This window comes from Microcystis sp. M144S2 (genome assembly GCF_020246065.1).
GTDB classification, from domain to species: domain Bacteria; phylum Cyanobacteriota; class Cyanobacteriia; order Cyanobacteriales; family Microcystaceae; genus Microcystis; species Microcystis ichthyoblabe_A.
Genome location: NZ_JADBTR010000049.1, coordinates 13,478 through 40,334, shown reverse-complemented (window position 1 = coordinate 40,334; position 26,857 = coordinate 13,478). Strand labels below are relative to the sequence as shown.

Genomic DNA, 26,857 nt, shown 5'->3' with positions numbered 1-26,857 from the left:
TTGTTGACACCCTTACTGACAAAGAAAAAACTGAAATCAAGTCAGGATAAGGGTTGGAGTGCTTACTGCAAAAATTGTTAAGAAAGATCCCTATAAGGGATAGCTTGATAAGGGGGGTGCCGATAGGCGGGGGGATCCCCCTTAATAAGGGGGGCATCTGATAATTTTTAACGCCTACCTACTTATGAATGGGGGAATGGGGGAATGGGGAGGTGGGGAAGTGGGGAAATTCAACTAATACCCTAAAAACTCAACACTGGCCTTGCCGACGGCTAAGACGCACTTTTTGTTCCCAAAGATACTATTTTTTGGCTAAGTTGGGTAAGATCAGGAGGAGTTAACCAAAAAAATTAAGAGAAAAAAACGTGCTGGGATCGTCCTTCCGTCTTGATCATCTTTTTAAAAAGCCCCTGATTACCTGCCTTTTCTCCTGTGTTGCTGTCTTACTACCGATCCCAGTTTTAGCGACACCAGTGGCAGTGTTAAAAAGTCAGGAAAATGCCAATCAATGGACAGATATAACCAATCGTTTGCAAAATGTCGGGGTTAATTACTGCATTCTCCAGAGTAATCAGTGGCAAAGCGACGCGGATTTGAATAAAATTAAGGTTCTAATCATCCCCAACGTCGAGACTATTTCCGGTTTACAAGCTAGTGTCTTGAGTCGTTGGCTGAATCGCGGTGGTAAAATTATCGTCACCGGTCCGGCGGGAAATCTTTCGGAACCTGCGGTGCGCGAGCAACTGCGATCGCTATTTGGGGCTTACTGGGCTTATCCTCACTCCCAAGCTTACACCCTGCGGCCGACTAATTTAGGTGAACTGAAAAACCAAAAACCTCTAGCCAGCAGTCTCCTCGGTGGTGTGGTTATCCCCACTGGAGTTAATAGCCAAACCGTTGCCGTCTGGGGGGCGCGCAACAATCCCCCCGCCGTTGTCCTCAATAATAACTCGATTTTTCTCGGTTGGCGCTGGGGCAGCGATGCCGTCGCTAATCTCGCCCTCGATAGTGCTTGGCTAGAAACCGCCCTGCAACGCTACGGCATTAATCGCAGTTCTTCTTTTAGCACAATTGCCCCCTATTGTCAAGGAAACTCAACAATAGTTAATAATATTAACAATACACCAACAGCGATCTCACCCCGTCGCCCTCTACCCCAGATTTCAGAAAATCCCCCCAGTGAAACAACGAGATTAAGCCCGAATACCGAGGCAATTCCCCCCAGAGCGAGCCTAACTCCTCAACAAATTAGCCAGATGACGGCGGAATTGCAGGGATTAATCGGGCGTTATGGGGTGACTCTCTTAGCTTTAGAGGCCAGCAATAATAACACCTTAACTACTGATAAATCCCTAGCACAAGCATTTCATGAGCGGGCGAAAAACTCCCCCACCACAGATACAGCCAGACGATTCCGTTTAGCCCTAGAAAATGCCCAAGGAACCTTAAATAATTTTCAGAATTTAATCGCTCAGGGGGACTATACCCAAGCGCGGGAATTTTGGTTACAAGCGCGGCGAAATCTTTGGGATAATTATCCCACTAATCGACAATTTGCCCAGCCAGAAATACGGGCAATGTGGTTAGATCGAGGCACGATCGTAGAAGCTAAAAATGAGGACGATTTAGCTAAAGTATTCGATCGCATGGCGGCAGCGGGTATTAATGTGGTCTTTTTCGAGACAGTTAATGCTAGTTATACTATTTATCCCAGTCAAGTTGCCCCCGAACAAAACCCTTTAACCAGAGGTTGGGATCCCCTAAAAGTTGCCGTTAAATTAGCCCATGAACGCAATATGGAAATCCACGCATGGGTGTGGGTTTTTGCGGCGGCTAATCAAGCTCATAATAAAGTATTAGAGCAACCATTAGATTATCTCGGACCGGTTTTATCGCGTAATCCCGATTGGGGGGCAACAAATAAAAGTGGTGGTTATTTTGATTATAGTCAAGGCACGAAAAAGGCCTTTTTTGATCCTGCTAATCCCGACGTACAGAACTATCTTTTATCTCTTTACGAGGAAATTGTCAAGAATTACGACGTGGATGGCTTGCAGTTAGATTATATTCGCTATCCCTTCCAGAATCAAAATTCTAATCAAACCTATGGTTATGGTAAATCCGGCCGTTGGTTATTTAAACAAATGACGGGAGTTGATCCGATTACTTTAAATCCCCGGGGTGCTTTATGGGAACAATGGACTAGCTTTAAAATCCGTCAGGTTGATACTTTTGTCTCGCAGGTTTCTACTCGCTTAAAACAGATTCGCCCTAACTTAAAAATGTCGGCGGCGGTGTTTCCACTAGAACAAAAAGAACGATTATATCGTATTCAACAAAACTGGGAAGAATGGGGAAGAAATCAATGGATAGACCTGATCTTTTTAATGACTTATGCTCTCGATACAGGGACTTTAGAAGAGAAAACCAAGTCTTTGTTTGATCGACAAATTGCAGGAAATGCTCTGATTATACCCGGTATCCGTCTGTTAAAAGTCCCCGATCAAGTCATGATCGATCAACTACAATTTATTCGCAATCTTCCCACTTCGGGATTTGCTCTTTTTGCCACAGAAAATCTCAATCCCAACCTGCAAACAATTCTTAATCGCATTCAGGGATCGATAATTACGAAAAAAGCTGAACCTTTACCCCACCGTCAACCCTTTAAAACGGCAGCGGCGCGGTTTAATTCTCTGCGTCAAGAGTGGAGTTTTTTAATAGTGAATAATTTATGGGCAATGGAGGAAGGAACATTAAAAGCCTGGGGGCAAGAAGTGGACGAAATGGCTAATCTATTAGAACAATTAGCTACTAATCCCAGCCCTCGCAATTTGACTTTAACTCAAAATGCTTTAAAGCGATTTAGCTATCAATTTAAATCTGTGATGTCCAGACAAAAAGATTTATCTGCCTATCAAATACAAGTCTGGGAAAATCGCCTCGCAACCCTACAAAATCTCCTAAGTTATGGTCAAAGGGTTGAGTTTTAAGCAGTCGTGCAGAATTAATTTCCCAGTAGAGATAGGCACTCTGGCAAGAGACAGCCATCAGCTGTTTTATCTCTACTCCCCTGCTCCCTAATCTGTTTCCCAACCCCCAAAACCCGATCAAAATAAAAGACAGCCAGAAGCCTTTATTCAGCTTCTGACTGGTGGAATTTAACGACGACGGGTTCTTTGTCGTCTTCGGGCTACTGCTTTACGCTTTCTCTTTTCTTGAGGGGTTTCAAAAAATTGATGCTTTTTGATATCCGCATAAATTCCCGCTTTCGCTACCTGTCGCTTAAAACGACGTAGGGCTGATTCGATCGCCTCGTTCTGACCAACTACCACTTGGGTCATTAACCTAATTCACCTCCTTTAATTGCTCTCTGCCTAAAAAATGCCAACTTCTCATTATAGCACAATCTAGGGTAAAAAGCGATCAAGGCGGCCTTTAATTAAGGAGAAATTTAACGGGAGTCCTCTTGCTCCATTTAGATAGCTAATTTGTTGCTGTTAGCAATTATAGCTCTCAAAAGGGAGTGGGAATGATTAGATCAATTTTAGTTTCGGTCTGAGGATGACGAAAAGATAATTGTTTAGCGTGTAGGTATAAACGGTCAGACTGCTTACCATTATACAAAAAATCGCCTAAAATTCCTATCCCTAATCCCTGTTGACTATGAACGCGAATTTGATGAGTTCTTCCCGTGTAGGGAATAAATTCAAGGCGAGAATAATTGCCTTCTTTACCGATAACTTTAAAATAGGTTTGACTAGCTTTTCCCCTTTGCCAGTCCACAGTTTGATAGGGTCGATTTTGCGGATTTCCCCAGAGAGGTAGGTCAATTATACCTGATTCTCGCTCAATAATTTCTGATAATATAGCTTCGTAGATTTTCTCCACTTCTCGCCGTTGAAATTGTTGGGATAAACAACGATAAATATCTAAACTTTTAGCTAGTAATAATATACCAGAAGTTTCTCGGTCTAAACGATGAACTGGAATGACATTTTTTCCCTGACGACGAAAACGATTGACCACAGCATCTTGACTATCTTGATAACGTCCTGCTACCGATAATAATCCCGCGGGTTTATTAATAGCAATTATTCCCTCGTCTTCGTAGATAATTTCTAGGGATGAACGTAAACCAGAAAGTAAAAAACCCATGAGAGGTTGACATCTTTCTTGACAAGCGCCATAAAATTCTCCCTGTTTTCTATCTCGATTCGATTCTCCCCACCAAAATTCGGCCATGGCGATGGGTTTTAATCCTTTCATGGCGGCATAATTTAATAATTTTGGGGCGCAACATTCCCCTGTTCCCGTCGGTAACAAATTACTGCCCATCAATTTAGCTAAGGAGAGAGATTGTCCAGAAAAGTTATTTAAACAGTAGGATTGATACAGCAATTCCTGTAACTGTTTGGAGAGGTTCCTACGCTGTTGCTTAAGTTCAATAATTCTCTGATTGGCTAAGTTTATTTTCTCAATTAGTGGTTCTAAAACTTGTTTTTGTTCCTGTTTTAATTGCTTTCTTGCTCTTTTTTCCTGACGACTGAGATTATTTAACTTTTCTAATTCTTCTGAGTTTAAATTTCCTAAATTTCTTAGTCTATCTCGTTCCTGTTTATGGTTTTGATGTTGTTGTTGTAAAGCTTGTATTTTGCGCTCAAAATTTGCTTGATTGAGTCGATATAAATTATGTTCGGGAATTGATTGTAGGGTGATAATTTCCTGTTTAATTGTTTCTAAAAGTTGCAAAACTCGCTTTTCTTCCAGCATAATTTTTTCTCTCCCCACTAGGGACGGAACCCAGCCAGCAGCTTCTCCCTGTCCAGAAAAAGCTTTTAAAATTTCTATTTCGCCAGCAGCATTTTCTCCTAACAAAATTCCATACATTTTGCCTTGAGGATTGGTGATAGTTGTCATCAAATCTTGGGCGATTTTTTCAGCCAAAAGAGTGCGGGGCAAGCGCAATAACTCGCCCGTTTCGGGACAAATTCCCTGGTAATAATAAGTAACTTCCTTCACTCTTTAAGAACAGGAAAAGGGGCCAGAGATACCCCTAAGAAAAACAATTGGCAAAGAAATCGATAGTTTCCTGTAAGGCGACAATAAAGCTATCAATTTCTTCGCGGGTATTATAAAAATATAGACTTGCCCGCGCGCTGCCGGAAGCATCAAAAAGGCGGTGTAGAGGTTGGGTACAGTGATGACCGGAACGAATAGCGATTCCTTCGTGGTCTAATAAAGTAGCTAAATCACTAGCATGAATCCCTTCCACATTAAAGGCGGCTAAACTGGCCCGACCTTGGCCCGTTAAACTAGGTGGCGGCCCGTAAATTCTTAAACCCTCAATTTCTCCTAATTTTTTGAACAAATAGGCGGTTAACTCTTCTTCGTAGGCATGAATATTATCCATCCCTAAACCCATTAAATATTCTACCGCAGCACCGAGGGCAATCGCTTCGCCAATAGCGGGGGTTCCCGCTTCAAATTTGTGGGGCAGTTCGGCACAGGTAAAATGGTCTAAATAGACTTCTGCAATCATTTCGCCACCACCAAAAAAGGGCGGCATTGCCTCTAAAATCGCCTCTTTGCCATACAAAAATCCAATACCGGTGGGGGCGCACATTTTATGACCACTAGCCACCAACCAATCACAATCTATGGACTGCACATCAATGGCTAAATGGGGGACACTTTGACAGGCATCAATTAATACTTTCGCCCCGACTTGATGGGCAAGGCTGACTATTTCGGCAACGGGATTAATACAGCCTAATGTATTGGAAACATGAAGGACAGCCACTAATTTAGTTTTGTCAGATAACAAGGATTTATATTGTTCTAAATCAAAGCTTTCTTCGCTGGTTAACTGCACATATTTAATCACTGCCCCCGTTTTTTGGCAGACAATTTGCCAGGGGATTAAATTACTGTGGTGTTCCATCACCGAGAGAATAATTTCATCCCCTGCTTTCAGGGTATTTAACGCCCAACTGTAGGCGACTAAATTAATCGCTTCCGTGGCGTTGCGAGTATAGACAATTTCCTGACGAGAAGCGGCATTAATAAACCTAGCCACCTTATCTCTGGCTCCTTCGTAGGCTTCCGTTGCCCGGACACTTAAAGTATGCGCCCCCCGATGCACATTAGCGTTATCTTTTTCGTAATAGTTTCGCAGGGTTTCTAATACTTGAATGGGTTTTTGGGAAGTGGCGGCACTATCGAGATAGATAAGGGGTTTATCGTGTACGGTTTGATGGAGGATAGGGAAATCGGCGCGGACTTTTTGGGCGAGGGTTTTTTCTTGGATAATTGTCATTTTAGTCAGGAGTCAGAGGGGTACTTTGGGCAGGTTGAGACCCACCCCGGTAGAGTTATTCCACACTGCGACAGGCGACGCATTGCCCCAATCTTTGGCGGAGGGATTCTAGAGGAATTTTAGCTAAAATCTCGGCCGAGAAAGCATCAATTAACAAACTGCGGGCGGTGTCGGCGCTTAAGCCCCGGCTTTGCAGATAGAATAAATCATCGGCTTCCAGTTGGCTAACGGTTGCCCCGTGGGAACATTTGACGTTATCGGCGGTAATTTGTAATTCCGGTTTGGTGTTGACTCGTGCCTTGTTAGAAATTAACAAATTCCGATTTAACTGGGAGGCGTTGGTTAATTGGGCAGGTTTGGGAACAAACACTTTACCATTAAAGATGGCGTGAGCGCTACCATCAACGATACATTTATGCAGTTGGTTGGCGATGCCGTGGGGATGGTTGAGATAGATGGCGCTGTGGGTATCGGCGGTTTGTTGTCCGGCAATCATGGCTAATCCGTGCAGATTTGTCTCGGTTTGTTCTCCTTTTTGCAGGATATCGAGGTTATGACGGCAGAGTTTAGCTCCTAGATTTATCTCGTTGAGAGTGTAACGGCTATCGCGCCCTTGTTCAATTATCGTGCGTCCGATGTGAAAACCATCTCCCGATTCCCGTTGTACTCTGGTATGGATGACCTCGGCGTTGGCTTCGAGGTAAATTTCCGTGACAGCGTTGGTAAAATAAGAGTAATTTACGGGTAAATCGGAGCAATGTTCGGCTAAAGCTCCGTAATTCTCGATAATATTGACACTGGCTCCCGTTTCCGCCACGATGAGGCTATGGGGCTGATAAAAGCGGGGAATTTCCTCCACAACGGTGATAAATAGGAGATGTATCGGGGTTGTGACAACGGTGTTAGCGGTGACGTGAATTACTGCCCCATCGCTTAGTCCAGCTTGGTTGAGTGCGGTAAAAAATTCGGGGGTTTTTTCTTTCCCTAGATAGTTGACAAGAACATCTTTTTGTGCATTGGCGAGATTGCTGACGCTGACACCGGGGGGTAAAGCGGATATATCGGACAATTCAGGCTGATAAATGCCGTTAACGAAGACTAAACGGCTGTTTTTGGCTTCGGGCAGTAAAAAAACAGCTAGGGCATTTTTATCGATTGTAACGGTTTGGGGGGCGCGAAAATCGATCGCCCAGAGTTGACTTAAATCGGTGAATTGCCATTCTTCATCTTTTCTGCCAGGAATGGCTAATTCTTGAGCTTTACTGGCTCCCGATTCTCTTAATTCGAGAATTTTACCGTTATCGATAGTGGGAACCGTTTCTCGCGACAATTTTAACAATAATTCTCCTGATTGTTCAGGTTTCGTGATTATGGCTGTCATTGGTAGGAGGGGTTGGAGGGTTGGGGGTTGGGGTGTAGGGTGTGGGCTTCGGCCGTGAGCTCAGCCGAACGGGTGTGGGGTGTGGGGTGTGGGGTGTGGGGTGTAGGGTGTGGGGTGTGGGGAGAATAAATAAAAGCAATCTCCTGATAACTGATAACTGATAGCTAGATTATTTAACGGCTAATAATTGTTCGTCGAGGAAATCGTAGCCAGTTCTTTCTAATTCGAGGGCTAATTCTTTACCGCCACTGGTGACAATGCGCCCATCGTACATAACATGAATAACATCGGGTTCAATGTAGTTGAGCAGACGCTGATAGTGAGTGATAAGTAAAAAAGCGTTATCGGGAGTAGCTAAGTGATTGACTCCCTGGGCAACAATTCGCAAAGCATCGATGTCTAAACCGGAGTCAATTTCATCGAGAATTCCTAAAGTAGGTTCTAATAATGCCATTTGGAGGATTTCATTACGTTTTTTCTCACCACCGGAGAAACCTTCGTTTAAACTTCTGCCAAGAAAGCTAGGATTCATCTGGACAACTTCTAGTTTTTTCTCGACTAATTCCTCAAAGTCAAAACTATCTAATTCTTCCGATCCTAGATGTTTTTGTCGGGCATTATAGGCAACGCGAAGAAAATCAAGGTTACTAACGCCGGGGATTTCTAGGGGATATTGGAAAGCGAGAAAGATCCCCATGAGCGCTCGTTCATCAGGTTCTTTTTCTAAAAGGTTTTCGCCTTTATAAATTATTTCTCCCCCAGTTACTTCATAATCGGGATGTCCAGCGATTACTTTGGAAAAGGTGCTTTTCCCTGAGCCATTGCGTCCCATAATTGCGTGGGTTTCACCCGCTTTAATTTCGAGGTTAACTCCTTTGAGAATCTGGTTTCCATCAATACTAGCGGTCAGATTTTTTACCGATAAAATTACTTCACTCATGTTTTTTTGTTGGCAACTGCAAATATTTCTAGAGACTAATTATATTTCAGCGAACACTGATAACTGATAACTGATAACTGATAACTGTTATCCGACGGTTCCTTCTAGCTTGAGACTAAGGAGTTTATCAGCTTCGGCGGCGAATTCCATCGGTAATTTACTGAGGACATCCTTACAGAAACCACTGACTAACATAGAGACAGCATCTTCCTCGGAAATACCCCGTTGTGCGAAGTAGAATAATTGGTCTTCACCGATTTTAGAGGTAGAAGCTTCGTGTTCTACTTTAGCACTGTTGTTATCCACCTGAATATAGGGGAAAGTGTTAGCTTCGGCATTATCTCCAATCAGCATAGAATCACACTGGGAGTAATTTCTTGCTCCCTTGGCTTTCGGTCCCATTTTCACTAACCCGCGATAACTATTTTGGGAGTTACCCGCAGAAATTCCCTTAGAAATAATCGTACTCTTGGTGTTGCGGCCAATGTGAATCATTTTCGTACCTGTATCGGCCTGTTGTTTGTTATTAGTTAGGGCAATTGAGTAGAATTCCCCGACGGAATTATCGCCGACTAAGACACAACTGGGATACTTCCAAGTAATTGCTGAACCAGTTTCCACCTGCGTCCAAGAAATTTTAGAATTAACTCCTTTACACAGACCCCGTTTAGTGACGAAATTATAAATACCTCCCTTACCATTGGCATCGCCAGCGTACCAATTTTGCACCGTCGAATATTTAATATCCGCATTATCGAGGGCGACTAATTCCACGACGGCGGCATGAAGTTGATTACTATCGTACATCGGAGCGGTGCAACCTTCTAAATAACTTACCGATGCCCCTTCTTCAGCGACAATTAAAGTTCTTTCAAATTGTCCCGTCTCACCGTTATTAATCCGAAAATAGGTGGACAATTCCATCGGACAGACGACACCTTTGGGTATAAAAACAAAGGAACCATCGCTAAAAACAGCAGAATTAAGAGCGGCAAAATAATTATCACCCACGGGAACCACAGTACCGAGATATTTCTGCACTAAGTCGGGATGTTCCTGTAAAGCTTCCGAAATAGAACAGAAAATAACCCCCTGTTCTGCTAGTTTTTCTTTAAAAGTTGTGGCGATAGAAACGCTGTCAAAGATAGCATCGACGGCCACGTTAGAGAGGCGTTTTTGTTCCGAAAGGGGAATGCCTAATTTTTCAAAGGTTTCGATTAAAGTGGGGTCAACTTCTTCAAGACTGTTGAGTTTTTCTTTTTTCTGTTTGGGTGCAGAGTAGTAGATAATATTTTGATAATCAATGGCAGGATAGGAAACGTGCGGCCAACTGGGTTCGGTCATCTTTTGCCATTGATGGTAGGCCCGGAGACGAAAATCGAGCATGAATTCCGGTTCCTTCTTTTTTGCCGAAATTAGGCGAATAATCTCCTCATTCAAACCGCGAGGGATGGTTTCCGATTCGATATCGGTGATGAAACCGTACTTGTAGGGTTGGTTAACGAGGTTTTTAACGGTGGTTGCACTCATGGGGGTTAGTGTTCTCTCTACGCGGTAGGCAGGGGAGGCAGTTAAACAACAATAAAGTTGTTTAAATTGATTATATAATAGATTAACAACAAAGCTGTTGTCAAAGTCACGGAAAATTTGAGAGGATGCTGGTAAACCTCTGTTATTCAGGTTACTCTGTAGGGGTAATTGGCCGCTCCTTGACCCTCAGCAATTGTACGCTAAAGCCTCTGTTTTTGGTATCATGACCACGACTCAACCCGCCTCGACGAAAGACGATATTCTGCAATATTTGCTCAAAAACGGTCAATCTACCGCCCAAGACTTGGCTGAAGAGTTAAGTATTAGTCCGCAAGCGACGCGCCGCCATCTTAAGGATTTGGAGGGGGAAGGACTGATCGAATATTTTGCGGTACAAAATAAGATAGGACGGCCTCAGCACATTTATCGTCTCAGTCGTCAAGGCCGTGGCCGTTTTCCCCATAATTACGATAATTTCGCCGTTTCTTTCCTCAATACTCTCGTGGAGACGGTGGGAGAGCAACAGGTGGGGGAAATTCTCAAAAAACAGTGGCAACGCAAAGCGGCAGAATATCAATTGCGCCTCGGGAAGGGGTCTTTAGGGGAAAGAATGAGAAAATTGCTGGAAATTCGCCAAGAGGAGGGTTATATGGCAGAATTAGTGGCACTGGAAGCAGAAAATAGTTATATCCTGGCCGAGCATCATTGCGCTATTGCTGAGGTGGCTGGTTCCTATCCCAGTATCTGTGGCCATGAATTAGAAATGTTTGCGCTGCTGCTTCCCGATTGTACGATCGAACGGACTCACTGGATCAATCAAGGTGAGCAACGATGTGGTTATCTAATTAAGTGCAAGGGTTGAAAGGGGAAGATTAGTTATCTCTAGACTAAGAGACTTTTTACCTCACCTAACCCGCACCGCTGCCCAATAAAAATAAACTTAACAGGGTGCCACCATTCCAGAGACTATGAACCAACATCGAGGATAATAAATTTTTCGAGCGGGTGTAAACAAAGCCAAGAACACAACCTAGGACGGTTAAAGGCAGCACTTCTGACAAATTTTGGTGAGCAAGGGCGAAAATCAAACTACTAAGCGCAATTGCACCCCAGACAGGCAGATAACGAGTCAAAGAAGCTAGTAAAAAGCCGCGAAAGACAATTTCCTCGAAAAAAGGAGCGGCAAGGGAAGCAGTAAAGCCAAAACAGACTAAAGCGAAGGTATTCTGGGATTCTAGGGCTAAAGTCAGCAGCGGGTTACTGCCTCCTTGTCCTTGCCAAATTAGTTGATTTAGCAAAGAAACGATAATAACCATGGGTAAAGCGACAAAATAGCCGGCTAACCCCCAGAGAAGCCAAGGACTAAAGAGTTTAAAACGAAACCAATCGGGAGGTAAAGGGCGAAAAGGCTTGATCGCTAGGTATAAAACCGATAAACTGCTCAATGTTAAGGCTAAATAACTAACTACAACGTATATTGCTTTAGCTTCTAGATTGAATTTTTCGGGATTGAGACTCAAGAAACTCGATAAAATCCCGAAAATTACCGGTAAAACAATTTGTCCGACGAAAAAGAAACCGATAATTATTCCCCACCAGAGGGTTTCTCCTCCCCACTTAGTTTGCCAAGCGAGACTATCATCTAAAAAGAGCAGCGATCGCTGTTTACGGAGCAGCCACTGCACTAATAAAAAGATCAACAGCACGAAACCGATTAAACCGCCGATAAGAGGCAAGAAAGCCAGCAAAATTAGTTTAATTAAGGCATTAGCCGCCACTTCACTCTGTTCTTCCTCTAAAGCGAGTAAATCCTCTTGACGATTTTCGAGACTATATAATTTTTCCAGAATGGTATAACGAAACCATCCTTGAAAATTGCGCTCGATTCTCGCTTCAGCATCGGCAGCAATTTGGGGGGGTTCACTGTACAATCCCTCTAACAGCAGCGCATTTTTTAAAACAGCAGGTTTATAATTCTCAAATGCTGATTTTTCCTTGATCTCTTGCCAGATTTTCCGTGCCGAATCCAAGTCACCTTGACTAGCTTGAATGAGACTTAATTTCAGTTCTAAATCTTTTAAGGAATTTATGTCGCGCTCAAGGGATTTTTTTTGTTCGGGATTAACTGCTGATTTTTCTAGTTCGGTGATTGTTTTTTTGGCACTTTTCTGGGCTGATAAATACTGTTCCTCGGCAGTGTTATAAGTATCTTCACCGATCAGGGAAGTTTGAATTAATTTAAGATTAGCAAATTCCTCACTATTAGGATCAGCATCGGTGCTGAGAGTCGTGGCTTCTAGATTGAGATTGGTTTGATATAGTTGAATATTCGATTGGATTTGGGGCTGATTCACACTAGAAATTAAAGCTGTAACCACTGGAGTTAAAGCAATAATTGTTAAGACAAAAGCGATCGCTTGTTTGAGACTTTGCCAGGAGAGTTTTGTTGAGAAATTATCGAACATGAAAATAGGGAATTGGGAGTTAGGGGTGATGTGATGGGGTGATGGGGTTGGGTAATAGGTGTCGTGGAAAATTTTCCCTATCCCTATTCCCTATTCCCTAATTATTAACTAATTACTTGAGAAAAAAGATTTTCGTATTGATCCAAAGTCTTTTCAAAGGCATAATTTTCCTCCGCGTATTGTCGTCCCTTTTCTCCTAGTATAGTTGCTAAATCTGGGTTTTTGTATAGTTTTAAAATAGCTGTAGCTAATGCCTCCGGATCTTCGGGAGTAACCACCAAACCACCACCACTACGCTCGATCGCCCTAGCGGCGGTTCCATCGGCGGGAACAGAAGCAATAATAGCACGACCACTAGCTAATAATACCTGAATTTTGGACGGCATATTAAAGGAAATAACATTATGTTTTTGCATCACCATACCCACATCGGCTGCCGCTAACATTTCTGGTAATTTTTCCCTGGATTGAAAGGGTAATAAAAGCACATTACTGGCCCCCTGTTGTTGGCGATACTTTTCTAGGCGATCGAGTGCTTCTTTTTTACCAACAATTACCACTTTAATCTCAGGAATGTCAACTAAGTGAACCGCAGCATCGATCAGGGTTTCTAGGGGTTGGGTTAGGGCAATATTGCCAGAATATAAAACAACAAATTTGCCCTCAAGATGATTTTCTTGACGGAAATAATTATTGTTTTTCGGCAGAGGTTTAATAAAGCTGACATCAACCCAATTAGGAATCTCAATAATTTTCTGACTCGGCACATTTTTAGTGAGGAGATTTTTGGTAAAACCATCGGCAATAACTGAGATTTTACCGGCAGTTTTGTAGGCAAATTTTTCGAGACTACTAAAAACCTTAATCATTTTCTGATTAGTTAATAATCCCACATGAACTGCCGCATCGGGCAGAATATCCTGCAAATTTAGAATGATCGGCACCCCGTATAATTTACTCAATAAAGCGGCGGGAACGCAAACGGGTAATCCCGGGACAGTTAAGAAAATTAGATCAGGTTTTTCGCCTTTGAGAGCCTGAAAGAAACTCAAAAAAACAAAGCTCAATTCAAAGAAAATTCGATTTTTTAAACTTCTTTGGGGACGCGCCCAAACGTAGGAACGTTGAATTTTAACACCATTTCGTTCTTCTTCCAGATAGATTTTTCCTCGGTATTCGGGATCGATTTCACTATTAGGATACCAAGGAAAGGCGGTTAAAACCCTAACTTGATGACCTCTTTTAACCAATCCCTCCGCCAATTCTGTCATCAGGGGAGCGATGCCGATCGGTTCTGGATAATAGTTATAAGAATAGAGCAAAATTCGCATAGGGATGGCAATTTGGTTGGGCGATTCAGTTTCATGATTTTATCAATAGTTACTGGTTTTTTGACAAATCAGATGCGCTTTTGTCAGGGATTGCCCTAGAAAGAGGTTTGGCATCAGGTGAGGATTAGCGGTGAGAGATGCGGAAAAAAAGGGAAATTGGCTCATAAATTAATCCTCAAAACCCCTAACTATTCCCCCTTTTACCCCTGCCTAAATACTGACCCTTATTTTTCCCTTACCCGGTGGCCGATATCACGACGATAATAGATGCCCTGAAAGTGTATCTTTTTCACCGATTGATAGGCAAGTTCGATCGCCTGATTAAAATTAGCTCCCATAGCCGTGACACCCAAAACCCGGCCGCCATCGGTGAAGATATCGCCGTGTTTTAAAACCGTGCCGGCGTGGAAAACGATCGCTCCCTCGGTTTCAGCTGCCTTAATTCCCGTGATTAACTGGCCTTTTTCGTAGTGGTCGGGATAACCAGCAGAGGCAGCCACCACACAAACAGCACTACCGGATCGCCATTGTAAAGAGGGGAAATCAGTTAATTTTTGTTGAGCGCAAGCCAGCAGCAGCGGTGCCAGGGGAGTTTCCAGTAGGGGTAAAACCGCTTGGGTTTCGGGATCGCCAAAACGACAGTTAAATTCGAGAACTTTTGGTTCTCCGGCGGGGGAAATCATTAAACCCGCGTAGAGGACTCCCCGATAGTCAATGCCGCGTTTTTGCAGGGTGGCGACGATGGGGGCGAGGATGTCTCGGTCCACCGCTTCGATCATGGCGGCGGTGGCTATGGGTGCGGGGGCATAAACTCCCATACCGCCGGTATTTTTGCCCGTATCGCCCTCACCGATGCGCTTATGATCTTGGGCGGGTAGCAGGGAACGAAAACTGACCCCATCGGTGAGGGTGAGGATGGACACTTCTTCCCCTTCTAGGAATTCTTCCACCACGACTTTAGTAAAGCCACTGGTAAAAAGATCATCGATCGCTTCTAGAGCCATATCTACGGTTTCGGCGACAATTACCCCTTTTCCTGCGGCTAATCCGTCGGCTTTCACCACGATGGGCGCTCCTTGCTCTTGGATATAAGTTTTTGCTAATTCTGCATCGGTAAAGGTTTCCGAGGCGGCGGTGATAACTCCGGCTTCGCTCATTAATTCTTTGGCCCAGGATTTGCTCGATTCAATTAAGGCCCCGGTTTGTGTGGGGCCAAAAACGGCTATTTCTTGGGACAGAAGATAATCGGTAATGCCGAGGGAGAGGGGATATTCTGGACCAACAACCACCAAATCGACGCTATTTTCCTGGGCAAAACGGCTAATTTCGGTAAAATCCTCCATTGCTAGGGGGATATTTTCACATTGAGGTAAAATTGCCGTTCCCCCATTACCCGGAATACAGAACACTTGTTCAACTTCGGGTGATTGCAGCAGTTTCCAAGCCAGGGCGTGTTCTCGACCACCACTGCCGATAACGATAATTTTCACGGATAAACGCAGCCTAAATGACGATGGCTTAATTATCCCCCAGTTCCAGGGTGCTATTGGCTAGAAGTTGAGATTACTTAACTTTTTAATCCCCGCTCCCCACCTGTTGAGCAATAACCCTGGCCCTAGTCCTACGGAGGTGATCAGATAAGTAGCTGGTTATAATTAAATTAAAAATGGATTTTAGGTTCGATCCCCCCTGCCCCCCTTGATAAGGGGGGTGCAGATAGGCGGGGGGATCCCCCCTTAATCCCCCCTTAATAAGGGGGGCATCTGACAACTTTTAACGCCTACCTACTTAACTGCTGTAAAGGAGTCAATTGTGATTAGATAGTAGATGCTCCCTTCTTAGGCTGTCCCTATTTTGGGTCATTCTACTGAATTGAGTTGGCTCTCTCGGACATTGGCTGAAAAATATTCACAATATTAGATTATGGGTGCAAGCAGTTCGATAAACTCCCTGACCACGTTGCGCCCCTACATGACACCAGCTCTGATTGAGAGGGCCAAGAAAAATCGATTTTATCTGATCTAAGTCCCCGTTAACCCTCAATCTATCTTCTAGATTATTCGGAATTTACTCTAATTATTTTTACTGTCTATGCCCTGTCATTTATCCCTGAATCAACTAGCTCAATTATTGTCCTTACAAGATAAGACTGACATAAGTTTTAGTCCCGATAGTTTAGTATCTGGCATTAATACTGATAGCCGTAGTATTGAGCCTGGACAAGCATTTTTAGCCTTAAAAGGTGATAATTTTAATGGTCATGATTTTATCGATATGGCTATCGAAAAAGGAGCGGCGACATTGATTGTCGATCAGCCAGTTTCGGTAAATTCTTCTAAAAATATTCCTGTATTTTTAGTCCAGAATACCCTAGAAACTTATCAGCAATTAGCCCATTGGTGGCGGAATCAATTCACTATACCCGTGATTGCTATTACAGGATCGGTGGGGAAAACCACCACTAAAGAATTAATCGCCTCCGTATTAGCAACCCAGGGAAAGGTACACAAAACCCTGGCTAATTATAACAATGAGATCGGAGTGCCGAAAACTCTCCTCGAACTGGATGAAACTCACGATAGTGCTGTAATCGAGATGGGAATGCGGGGACGGGGAGAAATTGCCCTGCTCGCTCAAATCGCCCAACCAACGATCGCAGTGATTACTAATGTGGGAACCGCTCACATCGGTCGTTTAGGGTCGGAAACGGCGATCGCAGAGGCGAAATGCGAGTTATTGGCCGAGTCTGCTTCCGGTAGTATAGCTGTTCTTAACTACGATCACCCTTTACTTACCGAAACAGCTAAACGGGTATGGCAGGGGGAAACAATTACCTATGGCTTCTCTGGCGGCGATATAGTCGGAGAATTACTGGATTTAACCACTTTACGAGTCAATGGACTAGATTTTAACTTACCTTTATCCGGTCGTCATCATGCTTTAAATTTTATGGCAGCCTTGGCTGTAGCGAAAATTTTAGGCATCGATTGGACTTCTTTGCAAGAGGGAATTAAGGTTAATTTACCCAGTGGTCGGGCCAAACGTTACCAATTAGCAACCGATATCCTACTCCTCGATGAAACCTATAACGCAGGTCTAGAATCAATGTTAGCGGCCTTGGATTTACTGAAAGCTACCCCCGGTCAGCGTCATATTGCTGTTTTAGGCACGATGAAGGAGTTAGGGTCTTTTTCGGAGCAATTACATCGCCAAGTGGGTGAGAGGGTGCAAAAACTAGGCATAGATCGCTTGTTTGTCTTGGTGGACGACCCCGAAGCTAAGTTTATTGCTGAGGCGGCTACTGGGGTCGCTTGCGAATGTTTTCAAACTCACGCAGATTTAATTAATCGTTTAAAGGAAGTGATCGATTCAGGCGATCGCATTTTATGCAAAGCTTCCCATTCCGTCGGTTTAAATCGGGTGGTGGAGGAGTTAATCAGTGATATTAGGAGTTAGGGAATAGGTGTTAGAGAATAGAGCTTTTTTTAGCAAGAATAGCCGATTAAAAACTTTTTTTTCGGTGATTCTAGCCCTAGTTTTCTTTTTTTCGGCCGTGCAAGTCTCTTTTGCTCAACAATCGAGACGACTGGAGACTTATCTCCCGGATCTCAGTGGTTTAGCTTGGGTAGAGGCGGATATTTTTCTAGGGGTTCACGATGCCAAAAATAAGGGCAAAAATAGTGATCCATCTCAAGCAAGGCTGAGTCTTTTACGGCTGCCTACGCAGGAAAAACCCCTATTATGGCAGGTTTTAAGGGTAGATTGGCCAAATCCAGAGGGATTGAGTAACGATCTCGAAAGTATTACTCATATCCCTGAAACTAACTTATTTTTGTTGGCTGAAAGTGGCGAGAAAAAACCTTTTCAAAGACTGTTTTTAGCAGCATACAACCAGCAACAAGTCAAGATAGTTGAGCAAATAAATTGGCCGATCGCGGTGGAAAATGTAGAGGCGATCGCTGTTAGTCGGCAAGGCGATCGTTATCTATTTATCTACGCAGAACGGGCCGATAGTCAAGAGAGTACAAAAATTCGCTGGACGGATATCTCGTTCAATCCCTTAAAATTCGGGGAATTTCAGTCGGTAACTTTTCGGAGTCCTTTTGGTAGCGGTAAAAATATTCGCCTCATCTCCGATTTAGCCGTAGATAAGCAAGGTAATATCTACATAGCTTCCGCTGACGATCCAGATAGTGCGGGAGTGTTTAGAAGTGCTGTTTACCGTATCGGTCAAGTTACACCCGATAATAGCCTAATTCTTGCCCCTAATCCCCAAAAAATTGCAGAAATCGACGGTGCTAAAGTGGAAGCGCTGACCACCAGAGAATCTCCTAGAGGTGAAGTAGAAGTCTTTATCGGTACGGATGACGAGAATTATGGCGGTTTTCTGCGACCTTTGCTCTTAGATAATTAGGGTTTGTTGTACTGAATTTAAACTGCCTATGAGAATTTTTAGTACAAATGCTCGAACTTTCTCTCCTTGCTCCCTTCTCTCCCATAATTACTAGCAGCTAGAAATCCGCTAGACCGCAGCATAATTTGTCCTTTTTGTCAAAAAAACTTTTTTTTTGCAATAAAACTACACAAAAAAAAGATCATCGTTGTGGGTGAAATTGACTCATTTACCTGTCTTGATTAGGATCACCTTCTAGGTGTGGCAAGGGTTTCAGACATTGCTGGCCAAAAAAGCACAGAAAAACCCATTATGAAATTCAGTAAAATCGCTGTAACCAGCATAACATCGTTGTTAAATAAAAATCTTTCTCAATTAATTTTTAAGAATTTGTAAATATTGCGGAATGTTAATTTAAATATTCTCAAGTTTGTGGAGTCAATAAATAATTTTTGCTTATCTTTGTCCAACATTGGGTTAGGAGACAGTTATCAGTTATCAGTTATCAGTTATCAGTTATCAGATGTGAGTTTTTAGTTTATTGTTTACTGAAAAAGCTCCCCACACCCCACACCCTACACCCTACACCCTACACCCCTCTCCCTTCTCCCTGCTCCCCAACCGAAACCCCTATTTTCCGTCTAAACTTTTGTATAGGGATAGTCTGGGAAAGCATGGATAACTCTTAGACTAATTAATTCGGGACTCACATCACAATATAGACTATGGCTTACTATTGGTTTAAAGCATTTCACCTGATTGGGGTAGTTGTTTGGTTTGCGGGACTATTTTATTTAGTACGTTTGTTTGTCTATCATGCGGAGGCAGCAACACAAACGGAACCCGCACAAGCTATTCTGAAAGCGCAATACGAGATCATGGAGAAGCGACTCTACAATATCATCACCACACCGGGGATGATTGTCACCGTGGCCATGGCGATCGGTTTAATCTCCACAGAACCGGAAATTTTAAAATCGGGATGGTTACATATTAAATTATCCTTTGTGGCTCTTTTACTCCTCTATCATTTCTACTGTGGTCGCATCATGAAGAAGCTAGAAAAAGGAGAATGTAATTGGACGGGACAGCAATTTCGGGCCTTAAATGAAGCACCAACCCTGTTATTGGTAGTTATTGTCCTTTTGGCAGTATTTAAGAATCAATTACCCCTCGATTTGACCACTTGGTTAATTGTAGCTTTAGTGGTATTAATGGCAGTGACAATCCAACTCTATGCTAAAAAACGTCGCAAAGATCAAGAAAAACTTCAGCAAAATACTCTCCAAAAAGAAGAAGTAGCGACCATGTAAATTATCCTAATCCTTGCCTAGGTTTCTAGGATAACAGTTAAGAGTGGTTTGACAGCTGTGGGATGGTCTTTTTAGTCCATCCCAATTATATAGGGAGCAACCTTTAGCTTTTAGGTTTTTGGCTTTTTGCTATTTTTGAGCTTATACAAAAACTATTTTTAATATTGTGATGAACTGCCAAGCTATGGATTGTTTCTCCCACTTCCCACTTCCCACCATCCTATACCTTTTAAACAGGATTTAGTATAAACCTCTTGCAAACAGGAAACGCTATAAATAAAAACAATCTCCTGACGACCGACTCCTAACCCTAACAACAATTTTTGATTTTTACAAGAGGTCCTATGAATAGTTGCTGGATAGATTGGGAAAAAATAACTAGGGATTTTTTGAGTTCTCGCAAGCTCAGACAAGTTGCTGAATTGCGAGGATTCTATCGAGTCAATCCCTCTGGTATTCCTAGGATTCCTCCCGATTTGGAATTGAGAGACTACCAAAATACAGCGATTATCAGTTGGTTTCGTAATCGGGGACGGGGAACTTTAAAAATGGCCACCGGCAGCGGTAAAACTATTACTGCTTTAGCTATTGCCATGGAACTTTACCAAGCGATAGAATTGCAAGTATTATTAGTAATTTGCCCCTATCGTCACCTAGTCAATCAATGGCAACGAGAAGCGGAAAAATTTAATCTTAAACCGATTTTAGCCTACGAAAGTGTCCATACATGGCAAAGTCAACTATCCACAGAGTTATATAATGTGCAAGCGGGTAATCAAAAATTTGTCACTATTTTAACTACTAACTCAACTTTTATTAGCGAGGGTTTTCAATCACAAATAAAATTTTTTCCCGATAAAACTTTAATAGTTGGTGATGAAGCCCATAATTTAGGTTCCCCCCGATTAGAAGAATTATTACCCCGTTCTTTAGGTCTAAGATTGGCTTTATCTGCTACTCCTGAAAGATATTTTGATGAGGAAGGAACCGACGCTATTCTTGATTATTTTGGGCAAATTCTACAACCAGAATTTACCTTGGCTGATGCTATTAGTAAAGGAGCTTTAGTCAATTATTTTTATTATCCAGTCTTGGTTGAATTAACCGACGGTGAGGCTTTATTATACGCAAAATTAACCCAGAAAATTGGCTGGACTTTGCAGAAAAATAGTAATTTAAATGGCAATGAAAATTTAACAGCATTGCTAATGCAAAGATCGCGATTAATTGGTTCAGCGAGTAATAAATTACAGGCTTTACAACAACTGATGCAAGAGCGTTTAGATACGGATCATACTTTATTTTATTGTGGGGATGGTTATGTAGAAAATTATACGGCTAATTATCGTCGTCAGGTAGAGGCAGTTACTCATTTATTAGGCAATCAATTAGGTTATCGAGTTGCTACCTACACCGCAGAAACTTCTCTAGAAGAACGAGAAAAAATTCGCCAACAATTTGAGGAGGGTTATCTGCAAGGATTAGTGGCAATTAGATGTTTAGATGAAGGAGTAGATCTGCCATCAATTCAAAACGCAGTTATTCTGGCTAGTAGTGGTAATCCTCGACAATTTATTCAGCGTCGCGGGCGAATATTGCGACCCCATCCCGATAAAAAACAGGCCACTTTATTTGATATGATCGTTATGCCACCGACCTTAGATCGAGAAACCTGGGAAGTAGAAAGGAATTTATTACGCAGGGAATTAAAACGCTTTCTAGAGTTTGCTCAATTAGCTATTAATGCTCAAGAAGCTGAGACTAAATTAGGGGAGATTCAAGATAGATATGGTCTTTTGTCTAATTAAAAGTTAAAAATTTATATTTTTGAAGCTTTTATGCTAGAATAGAACTTAGTCAAGAATTGATCGCCGAGAAAAATCAACCCAACTGAATAGCGATCGATAAGGTTATATAATTTTCTTCCCTCTACTTCTAAACTTCTATGCCTCCCCGTCAACAACCCCGCCGCATTGCTCGAGAACTTGCCCTTTTGAGTTTAAGTCAGATTAAAGGTAATCCTGAAAACCTGGAACAGCAAACTTTAAACGATTTAATTTTAGTCGCAGTTAGAACCTTAACCGTCGAAATTCAAGAAACCTTAGAAACTGCCGCTGCTGAAATTAGTCGTGGTAATGAAAGGATTCTCGCTAGTGATACTAAGGCAACAAATATAAAAAGCGCCCAAACCATGGTAAAAGAGGCAATTTCTCTTACCCACAATGCCATTAATCGTTTGGGAACCGTGATAGATTTTCCCGAAATTGTCCAGTTATCTAGTCAGTACGAAGTGCGGGAATATGCCCTAGAATTAATCGGTACAGTCTATCGTCGTCGTGCGGAAATCGAACAGGAATTAACCGGTGCTTTAGTGGATTGGCAACTACATCGTTTACCGAGAATCGATCGGGATATCCTGCAAATTGCCGTGGCAGAAATGCTCTATCTCGATATACCTCAAAAAGTAGCAATTAATGAAGCGATCGAATTAGCCAAACGTTATTCTGATGATGAAGGTTATCGTTTTATTAATGGCGTTCTCCGACGGGTAACGAATAAGCTAAACGAAGCAGAAAAAGCCGTATCTACCCAGAGTTAAACTGGGAGGAAATTCATACTACAATGACCACATTTTATAGGGAAATTTCTGTAAATTGCTATTGTAGTATCGCGCATCTCCCGTGACTTCTTCGCCGATCCAATCGGGAATAGTAATGACTTGATCCTCTTGTTCCAACTCAATTTCAGCCATAATCAGTCCTTGATTATCCCCCAAAAATTCATCAACTTCCCAAGTTAAATTATCCAGAGAAATGCGATGACGAATCTTTTCAATTAAAGGTTTTTTACAGAGGTTTTCTAACATGAGCGCCGCATCTTCTAGGGGAATTACATACTCGAATTCCTGACGACTAATGCCCTCAGTCTTGCCTTTAATGGTTAAATAACCCCGATCTCCAACCACACGAACCCGCACGGTTGTCAATCCATCTTGGGTGGGAATATATCCCTGACGATACAACTTGCCAGCAGCCAGCGATCGCCAGTGATCCCCTTTAACCAGAAACTTCCGTTCAATTTCAACAGACATAAGCTTTTGACAACAATAAATTTAAGCCGTAGCCACGGCAGCACCCTGGGTTCCTAGTTGAATTAACTCGATCTTGTAGCCATTAGGATCTTCCACGAAAGCAATCACCGTAGAACCGTGTTTCATCGGGCCCGGTTCCCTGGTGACATTGCCACCAAGAGCTTTAATTTTCTCACAGGTGCTATAGATATCATCCACGCCTAGGGCAATATGACCATAAGCATTACCGACTTCGTAGCGATCGACTCCCCAATTATAAGTCAGTTCGATGACAGCATGATTAGCCTCATCGCCATAACCGACGAAAGCGAGAGTAAATTGACCATTGGGATAGTCTTTCTGGCGTAATAACTTCATTCCTAGCACATCGCAGTAAAATTGTAGAGATTCCTGCAAGTTATTGACGCGGAGCATGGTGTGTAAGAGACGCATGATTATTTAGATGACATCGATCGAAAAATTACTCATTCTTGATTGTAACCAGTCCTTGAGCCTTCTTATCTCCTTCAGGGTCAACAATTATACTAATACAAGTGTACGAAATTTCCTGTAAAACCACTTACTCCCATAATCGCTGTGAAAAAAATCAACTTTCTGGCAACACCGAAATCACTATCTAGAAGATTTTCTCGGTCTATCGTGTATTTAGTGGTGAAGTTGATTAAGTTAAAACAGTCTCGTTCAGGAGTTTTCTAGGGGAATTGTCAAGGCAGTAGGTAGTAGTAAATTTTCAGTGGTTTCCGAAAACACCTTTTGACTTGACTGACCGATAGTTTAATAAAATCTGCGTGACTGCAATAAATGTCAAATATTTAGGGGAGTACAGAACAGAAAAATTGGCACGGGTTAAAGCTATGCGTTCTTATTTAGGCTACATCAATCACCTAGGCCGTTTACCAAAAAAATCCGCCCGGTTGGTGAGCTTGTCGAACCAACCAGTTCGACAAGCGGGTTTCACGATAACAGAAGTTTTACTGGCAAGTGCGATGATGGTGATTGTCATCTCGGTGGCGGGAATTGGTGTGATTAACTTGCTCAGAAGTGACTATCGAGCTAATGCTGGTACTGAAATCCAAAATAATCTTAATCGTACTCTAGAGTTTGTTTCAGATGAAGTGAGACGGGCAAAAATTATCGCTGATTCTGAAGCTGCGATCACGAGTACTCAAGTACCCACAGGAGCGCGAGCAGTTCTAGCTTTCCAAATTCCCGACCCCAACAATCTCGATGGTACGCTCGCAGAGCAGATCGTTTACTATACCAAAGGACCTGAAAATAGCTTGACCGGTCCGCGAGTCTTGTGGCGCTATGGTCCAAACTTGGACGAAGATGGCAACTACGATATTACTTCCCCTTGGCAACATTCCCCCGTCACCGATATGTTAGCAGCGGCTGCTAATAACCCCAATTGTCCTGCAAGTTTTACCCGAATTCCCACCCTTGGCAATGTGGACGATTTTTATACCTGTGTTCGCAACGGTGGTGGTCAAGTGATTTTGAATGCCAACGCTCAGGTAAATCTGACTACTGGAGATACCGATAAAGATAAAGTTAAATACTCTGTCAGTACCAGAGTTTCCCCTAGAGCTACCGATTAAATATTTTTCCTCCTCATGAGGTTAAATAGAGAAGGAGGATCCTGGGCTAAAAAATCTAACTTAAACAGCGAATTGCCTCCAATAAACCCCTGGCTTTGTTGAGGGTTTCTTCATACTCTTTCTCCGGCTCAGAATCGGCTACTAACCCCGCTCCCGCTTGCACAGAAACCAGATAATTTTGATTACCTTGGGGACGAACAATCATAGTGCGAATCGTGATGGCACTATTTAACTGTCCCTCGAAATCGTAGTAACCATAAACCCCTGAATAGGGACCACGACGACAGGGTTCTAATTCATGAATAATTTCCATAGCGCGAATTTTCGGGGCCCCACTGACGGTTCCCGCCGGAAAACAAGCTTTTAATAAATCCCAAGCACTTTTATTGGTGGCTAAATCCCCCACCACATTACTAACAATGTGCATAACGTGGGAATAACGTTCAATGATCATTAATTCGTCCACTTTGACCGTACCTCGATCGCACACCCGGCCTAGATCATTTCTACCCAAATCCACTAACATAATATGCTCGGCAATTTCTTTGGGATCTTGCAATAAATCTATTGCTAAAGCTTGATCTTCACTGAAGTTTTGTCCCCGGCGACGGGTTCCAGCAATTGGTCTGACAGTAGCTCTTATTTTACCTAATTCGTCCCGTTCTGCCTTAACCATCACTTCAGGACTAGAGCCAATAATCTGCCAATCCTTAAAGTTATAAAAAGCCATGTAGGGAGAAGGATTAATCAGACGCAGGGATCGATATAAATCGAAGGGATGACCCTGATAATTAGCATTTAAACGCTGGGAAATAACCACCTGAAAAATATCCCCCGCTTTGATGTAATCCTTAGCTTTTAGGACATGTTGACAGAATTTTTCCTGAGTTGTATTGCTTTCATAGACTAATTCTTTTCCCTGACCAACTGGTAATAATTCCAGGGTTTTGGCATTAGTTGGTAGGGGTAATCGTAACTTGAGAACTAACTGTGTCACTCGATCGCAGGCCGCTTGATAAGCAGCCGCTAAATCGGGATTGTTACCGCGGATATCGGCATAAGCAATCGCCCAGATTTTCCGTTTAACTTGATCGAAAATAATTAGATTATCCACCTGCATCCAAATACCATCTGGTAGATCGGCATCGGTAGCGGGATAAATAGGCACTCGCGGTTCAATCCAATTAATTAATTCATAACCCCAAAAACCAAATAAACCCCCTATTCCGGCGGGTAATTGCGGCAATTTAACTGGCACGATCGGGGCTAAACATCGGGTTAAAATCTCGAAAGGATCCCCCGAAAAAATCTCTTGAGAACCATCGCGAAAAGTTTGGGTGGTGGTGTTTCCCCGCGCTTCCAATACCCAGACGGGATCGCCGCCTAAAAAGCTGTAGCGTCCCAAGGTTTCGCCCCCTTCCACCGACTCTAATAAAAAATTGTAGGCTTGATCGGCACAAACCTTATACCAGGCCGAAACGGGCGTTTCTAGGTCAGCGATCCATTCTTGATAGACAGGAATAAAGTTACCTTGGCCGGCGAGTTGACGAAAGCGATCGAAGTCGGGGAAGATCATATTTTGATGGTTCAGGAAACGGATAGCACAACACTTGTAGCCGATTGCGATCAGAGAAATCGAGAGTCAGAAGTTAAATCCTAGGGCCAAATAGCTTCTAAATCTAACTCCCCCCTCTCGATTTTAGGGTTTATTTATGCTTCGTAGGGAGTGACACCAGAGAACTTAATTGTCGCCGGTTCCGGGTTTTTGCCGATATTGCGGTCTTTTTTGCCGAAAAATTCACGACCAGCGTTAACTTTTTCGGGGAAGACACCATCAGCGGGGTGGAGATACTGCACTTCACCACTGGGGTAAATCCGATAGATTTTGTAATCTTCGATTTTGGGTTTGAATTTCGTCCGGAATTGGGTACCAAGAGCGAGCGCGTGTTCTTTGCGGGCCAAATAGAGGAGATTTTCGCCTTCGTTCATGATAGCGGCGCCACCAGTGGGCATTTCAAAGACTTGTTCTTTGCTGCTTGTCCAAGTGATGGCGTATTTTTCTTCCAGATCGGCTTTGGTGAGTAAACCGCCCGTGCTGCCACCGAACTTAGGAGCTTTTCCAGAAAGTTCTGTCATAGGATTTTGTTCTCTCTACAAAAATAAAGAAAAGGGGTTTTAGGGAATCCTATCACTGACACCCCCCCTCTCTAGTAGTCTTGTCAAGAACTGTAACATTATTTTGTACTAGACTATAGAACTAGGATTTACCGAAAAAGTTTTTCCTCGCGGCAGGGTGTGGGCTTCGGCCGTGAGCTCAGCCGAACGGGTGTGGGGTGTGGGGAGAATAAATGAAACTGTCTCCTGTCTCCTGACTCCTGCCTCCTAACTCCTGACGACCGGCTCCTAACGACCGGCTCCTGACTCCTGACTCCTAACCCCACCAACAAACTTTTTCAGCAGACCCTAAATAGAACTAAGCGGCCAGGCGCTCGCCCA

The 26,857-nt window shown here is 43.0% G+C and carries 21 protein-coding genes; 8 read left to right on the top strand and 13 right to left on the bottom strand.

Going from position 1 to position 26,857, the window contains the following annotated elements:
- Positions 1 to 365: 365 nt before the first annotated feature.
- On the top strand, positions 366 to 2,993 hold the full coding sequence (locus IM462_RS06650; RefSeq protein WP_287703638.1) for a glycoside hydrolase family 10-like protein: 2,628 nt from the start codon (positions 366 to 368) through the stop codon (positions 2,991 to 2,993).
- 168 nt (positions 2,994 to 3,161) lie between these two features.
- On the opposite strand, the gene rpsU is transcribed toward IM462_RS06650, so the two are convergent.
- The 6 genes from rpsU to sufB all read right to left on the bottom strand — a co-directional run bounded on the left by rpsU (position 3,162) and on the right by sufB (position 10,170).
- The gene (gene rpsU, locus IM462_RS06645; protein WP_002738938.1) at positions 3,162 to 3,344 is read right to left on the bottom strand and encodes a 30S ribosomal protein S21; all 183 of its coding nucleotides are present in this window, start codon (positions 3,342 to 3,344) and stop codon (positions 3,162 to 3,164) included.
- 172 nt (positions 3,345 to 3,516) lie between these two features.
- Positions 3,517 to 5,022 carry an RluA family pseudouridine synthase gene (locus IM462_RS06640; protein ID WP_287703636.1) on the bottom strand — a complete coding sequence of 502 codons (1,506 nt, stop codon included), beginning with the start codon at positions 5,020 to 5,022 and terminating at the stop codon, positions 3,517 to 3,519.
- Between the two features lie 34 nt (positions 5,023 to 5,056).
- Complete coding sequence (locus tag IM462_RS06635) at positions 5,057 to 6,319, bottom strand: SufS family cysteine desulfurase (protein WP_046660942.1); 1,263 nt, start codon at positions 6,317 to 6,319, stop codon at positions 5,057 to 5,059.
- A gap of 55 nt (positions 6,320 to 6,374) precedes the next feature.
- Entirely contained in the window at positions 6,375 to 7,700 is a 1,326-nt protein-coding gene (gene sufD, locus IM462_RS06630; RefSeq protein ID WP_287703633.1) for a Fe-S cluster assembly protein SufD, read from the bottom strand.
- 169 nt (positions 7,701 to 7,869) lie between these two features.
- Positions 7,870 to 8,640 carry a Fe-S cluster assembly ATPase SufC gene (gene sufC, locus IM462_RS06625; RefSeq protein WP_287703631.1) on the bottom strand — a complete coding sequence of 257 codons (771 nt, stop codon included), beginning with the start codon at positions 8,638 to 8,640 and terminating at the stop codon, positions 7,870 to 7,872.
- 87 nt (positions 8,641 to 8,727) lie between these two features.
- Complete coding sequence (sufB, locus tag IM462_RS06620; RefSeq protein WP_036395285.1) at positions 8,728 to 10,170, bottom strand: Fe-S cluster assembly protein SufB; 1,443 nt, start codon at positions 10,168 to 10,170, stop codon at positions 8,728 to 8,730.
- A 223-nt stretch (positions 10,171 to 10,393) separates the two neighbouring features.
- On the opposite strand from sufB, the gene sufR reads away from it, so the two are divergent.
- Entirely contained in the window at positions 10,394 to 11,032 is a 639-nt protein-coding gene (gene sufR / locus IM462_RS06615) for an iron-sulfur cluster biosynthesis transcriptional regulator SufR (RefSeq protein WP_079209125.1), read from the top strand.
- A gap of 46 nt (positions 11,033 to 11,078) precedes the next feature.
- Here sufR and IM462_RS06610 read toward each other — a convergent pair whose 3' ends face one another.
- The 3 genes from IM462_RS06610 to purD form a co-directional block, all read right to left on the bottom strand.
- A complete protein-coding gene (locus IM462_RS06610; protein WP_287703629.1) occupies positions 11,079 to 12,635 on the bottom strand; it encodes a CPBP family intramembrane glutamic endopeptidase in 1,557 nt (518 codons plus the stop codon).
- A gap of 104 nt (positions 12,636 to 12,739) precedes the next feature.
- Positions 12,740 to 13,966 carry a glycosyltransferase family 4 protein gene (locus IM462_RS06605; RefSeq protein WP_287703627.1) on the bottom strand — a complete coding sequence of 409 codons (1,227 nt, stop codon included), beginning with the start codon at positions 13,964 to 13,966 and terminating at the stop codon, positions 12,740 to 12,742.
- A gap of 224 nt (positions 13,967 to 14,190) precedes the next feature.
- On the bottom strand, positions 14,191 to 15,456 hold the full coding sequence (gene purD / locus IM462_RS06600) for a phosphoribosylamine--glycine ligase (protein ID WP_287703626.1): 1,266 nt from the start codon (positions 15,454 to 15,456) through the stop codon (positions 14,191 to 14,193).
- Between the two features lie 601 nt (positions 15,457 to 16,057).
- Between purD and IM462_RS06595 the strand changes: the two genes are divergently transcribed.
- The 5 genes from IM462_RS06595 to nusB all read left to right on the top strand — a co-directional run bounded on the left by IM462_RS06595 (position 16,058) and on the right by nusB (position 22,271).
- Positions 16,058 to 17,422: a UDP-N-acetylmuramoyl-tripeptide--D-alanyl-D-alanine ligase gene (locus IM462_RS06595; RefSeq protein ID WP_287703624.1), complete on the top strand. Its 1,365-nt coding sequence runs from the start codon at positions 16,058 to 16,060 to the stop codon at positions 17,420 to 17,422.
- A gap of 7 nt (positions 17,423 to 17,429) precedes the next feature.
- Positions 17,430 to 18,380 carry a hypothetical protein gene (locus tag IM462_RS06590; protein WP_287703622.1) on the top strand — a complete coding sequence of 317 codons (951 nt, stop codon included), beginning with the start codon at positions 17,430 to 17,432 and terminating at the stop codon, positions 18,378 to 18,380.
- A gap of 704 nt (positions 18,381 to 19,084) precedes the next feature.
- Entirely contained in the window at positions 19,085 to 19,672 is a 588-nt protein-coding gene (gene hemJ / locus IM462_RS06585; RefSeq protein ID WP_046660950.1) for a protoporphyrinogen oxidase HemJ, read from the top strand.
- A gap of 344 nt (positions 19,673 to 20,016) precedes the next feature.
- Entirely contained in the window at positions 20,017 to 21,480 is a 1,464-nt protein-coding gene (locus IM462_RS06580; RefSeq protein WP_287703620.1) for a DNA phosphorothioation system restriction enzyme, read from the top strand.
- Positions 21,481 to 21,617: 137 nt separating this feature from the next.
- On the top strand, positions 21,618 to 22,271 hold the full coding sequence (gene nusB / locus IM462_RS06575) for a transcription antitermination factor NusB (RefSeq protein ID WP_046660952.1): 654 nt from the start codon (positions 21,618 to 21,620) through the stop codon (positions 22,269 to 22,271).
- 18 nt (positions 22,272 to 22,289) lie between these two features.
- Here the strand turns inward: nusB and IM462_RS06570 are convergent, their stop codons facing one another.
- Both IM462_RS06570 and gloA read right to left on the bottom strand, forming a co-directional pair.
- On the bottom strand, positions 22,290 to 22,763 hold the full coding sequence (locus IM462_RS06570; RefSeq protein ID WP_287703619.1) for a CYTH domain-containing protein: 474 nt from the start codon (positions 22,761 to 22,763) through the stop codon (positions 22,290 to 22,292).
- A gap of 21 nt (positions 22,764 to 22,784) precedes the next feature.
- A complete protein-coding gene (gene gloA, locus IM462_RS06565) occupies positions 22,785 to 23,195 on the bottom strand; it encodes a lactoylglutathione lyase (RefSeq protein ID WP_002758448.1) in 411 nt (136 codons plus the stop codon).
- 422 nt (positions 23,196 to 23,617) lie between these two features.
- On the opposite strand from gloA, the gene IM462_RS06560 reads away from it, so the two are divergent.
- Positions 23,618 to 24,361, top strand: a complete 744-nt coding sequence (locus IM462_RS06560; protein WP_287703617.1) for a PulJ/GspJ family protein — start codon at positions 23,618 to 23,620, stop codon at positions 24,359 to 24,361.
- Positions 24,362 to 24,416: 55 nt separating this feature from the next.
- Here the strand turns inward: IM462_RS06560 and trpE are convergent, their stop codons facing one another.
- Together trpE and IM462_RS06550 are read right to left on the bottom strand one after the other, a co-directional pair.
- On the bottom strand, positions 24,417 to 25,937 hold the full coding sequence (trpE, locus tag IM462_RS06555) for an anthranilate synthase component I (RefSeq protein WP_287703615.1): 1,521 nt from the start codon (positions 25,935 to 25,937) through the stop codon (positions 24,417 to 24,419).
- 134 nt (positions 25,938 to 26,071) lie between these two features.
- Positions 26,072 to 26,497: a photosystem I reaction center subunit II PsaD gene (locus tag IM462_RS06550; protein WP_108935671.1), complete on the bottom strand. Its 426-nt coding sequence runs from the start codon at positions 26,495 to 26,497 to the stop codon at positions 26,072 to 26,074.
- Between the last annotated feature and the right edge of the window lie 360 nt (positions 26,498 to 26,857).

Coding starts and splice junctions, on each gene's coding strand:
- IM462_RS06605 (WP_287703627.1), bottom strand. CDS start 13,966: ATGCGAATTTTGCTCTATTCTTATAACTATTATCCAGAACCGATCGGC.
- IM462_RS06635 (WP_046660942.1), bottom strand. CDS start 6,319: ATGACAATTATCCAAGAAAAAACCCTCGCCCAAAAAGTCCGCGCCGAT.
- sufC (WP_287703631.1), bottom strand. CDS start 8,640: ATGAGTGAAGTAATTTTATCGGTAAAAAATCTGACCGCTAGTATTGAT.
- IM462_RS06550 (WP_108935671.1), bottom strand. CDS start 26,497: ATGACAGAACTTTCTGGAAAAGCTCCTAAGTTCGGTGGCAGCACGGGC.
- gloA (WP_002758448.1), bottom strand. CDS start 23,195: ATGCGTCTCTTACACACCATGCTCCGCGTCAATAACTTGCAGGAATCT.
- IM462_RS06595 (WP_287703624.1), top strand. CDS start 16,058: ATGCCCTGTCATTTATCCCTGAATCAACTAGCTCAATTATTGTCCTTA.
- rpsU (WP_002738938.1), bottom strand. CDS start 3,344: ATGACCCAAGTGGTAGTTGGTCAGAACGAGGCGATCGAATCAGCCCTA.
- IM462_RS06570 (WP_287703619.1), bottom strand. CDS start 22,763: ATGTCTGTTGAAATTGAACGGAAGTTTCTGGTTAAAGGGGATCACTGG.
- trpE (WP_287703615.1), bottom strand. CDS start 25,937: ATGATCTTCCCCGACTTCGATCGCTTTCGTCAACTCGCCGGCCAAGGT.
- sufD (WP_287703633.1), bottom strand. CDS start 7,700: ATGACAGCCATAATCACGAAACCTGAACAATCAGGAGAATTATTGTTA.
- IM462_RS06610 (WP_287703629.1), bottom strand. CDS start 12,635: ATGTTCGATAATTTCTCAACAAAACTCTCCTGGCAAAGTCTCAAACAA.
- sufB (WP_036395285.1), bottom strand. CDS start 10,170: ATGAGTGCAACCACCGTTAAAAACCTCGTTAACCAACCCTACAAGTAC.
- sufR (WP_079209125.1), top strand. CDS start 10,394: ATGACCACGACTCAACCCGCCTCGACGAAAGACGATATTCTGCAATAT.
- IM462_RS06560 (WP_287703617.1), top strand. CDS start 23,618: ATGCGTTCTTATTTAGGCTACATCAATCACCTAGGCCGTTTACCAAAA.
- hemJ (WP_046660950.1), top strand. CDS start 19,085: ATGGCTTACTATTGGTTTAAAGCATTTCACCTGATTGGGGTAGTTGTT.
- IM462_RS06580 (WP_287703620.1), top strand. CDS start 20,017: ATGAATAGTTGCTGGATAGATTGGGAAAAAATAACTAGGGATTTTTTG.
- nusB (WP_046660952.1), top strand. CDS start 21,618: ATGCCTCCCCGTCAACAACCCCGCCGCATTGCTCGAGAACTTGCCCTT.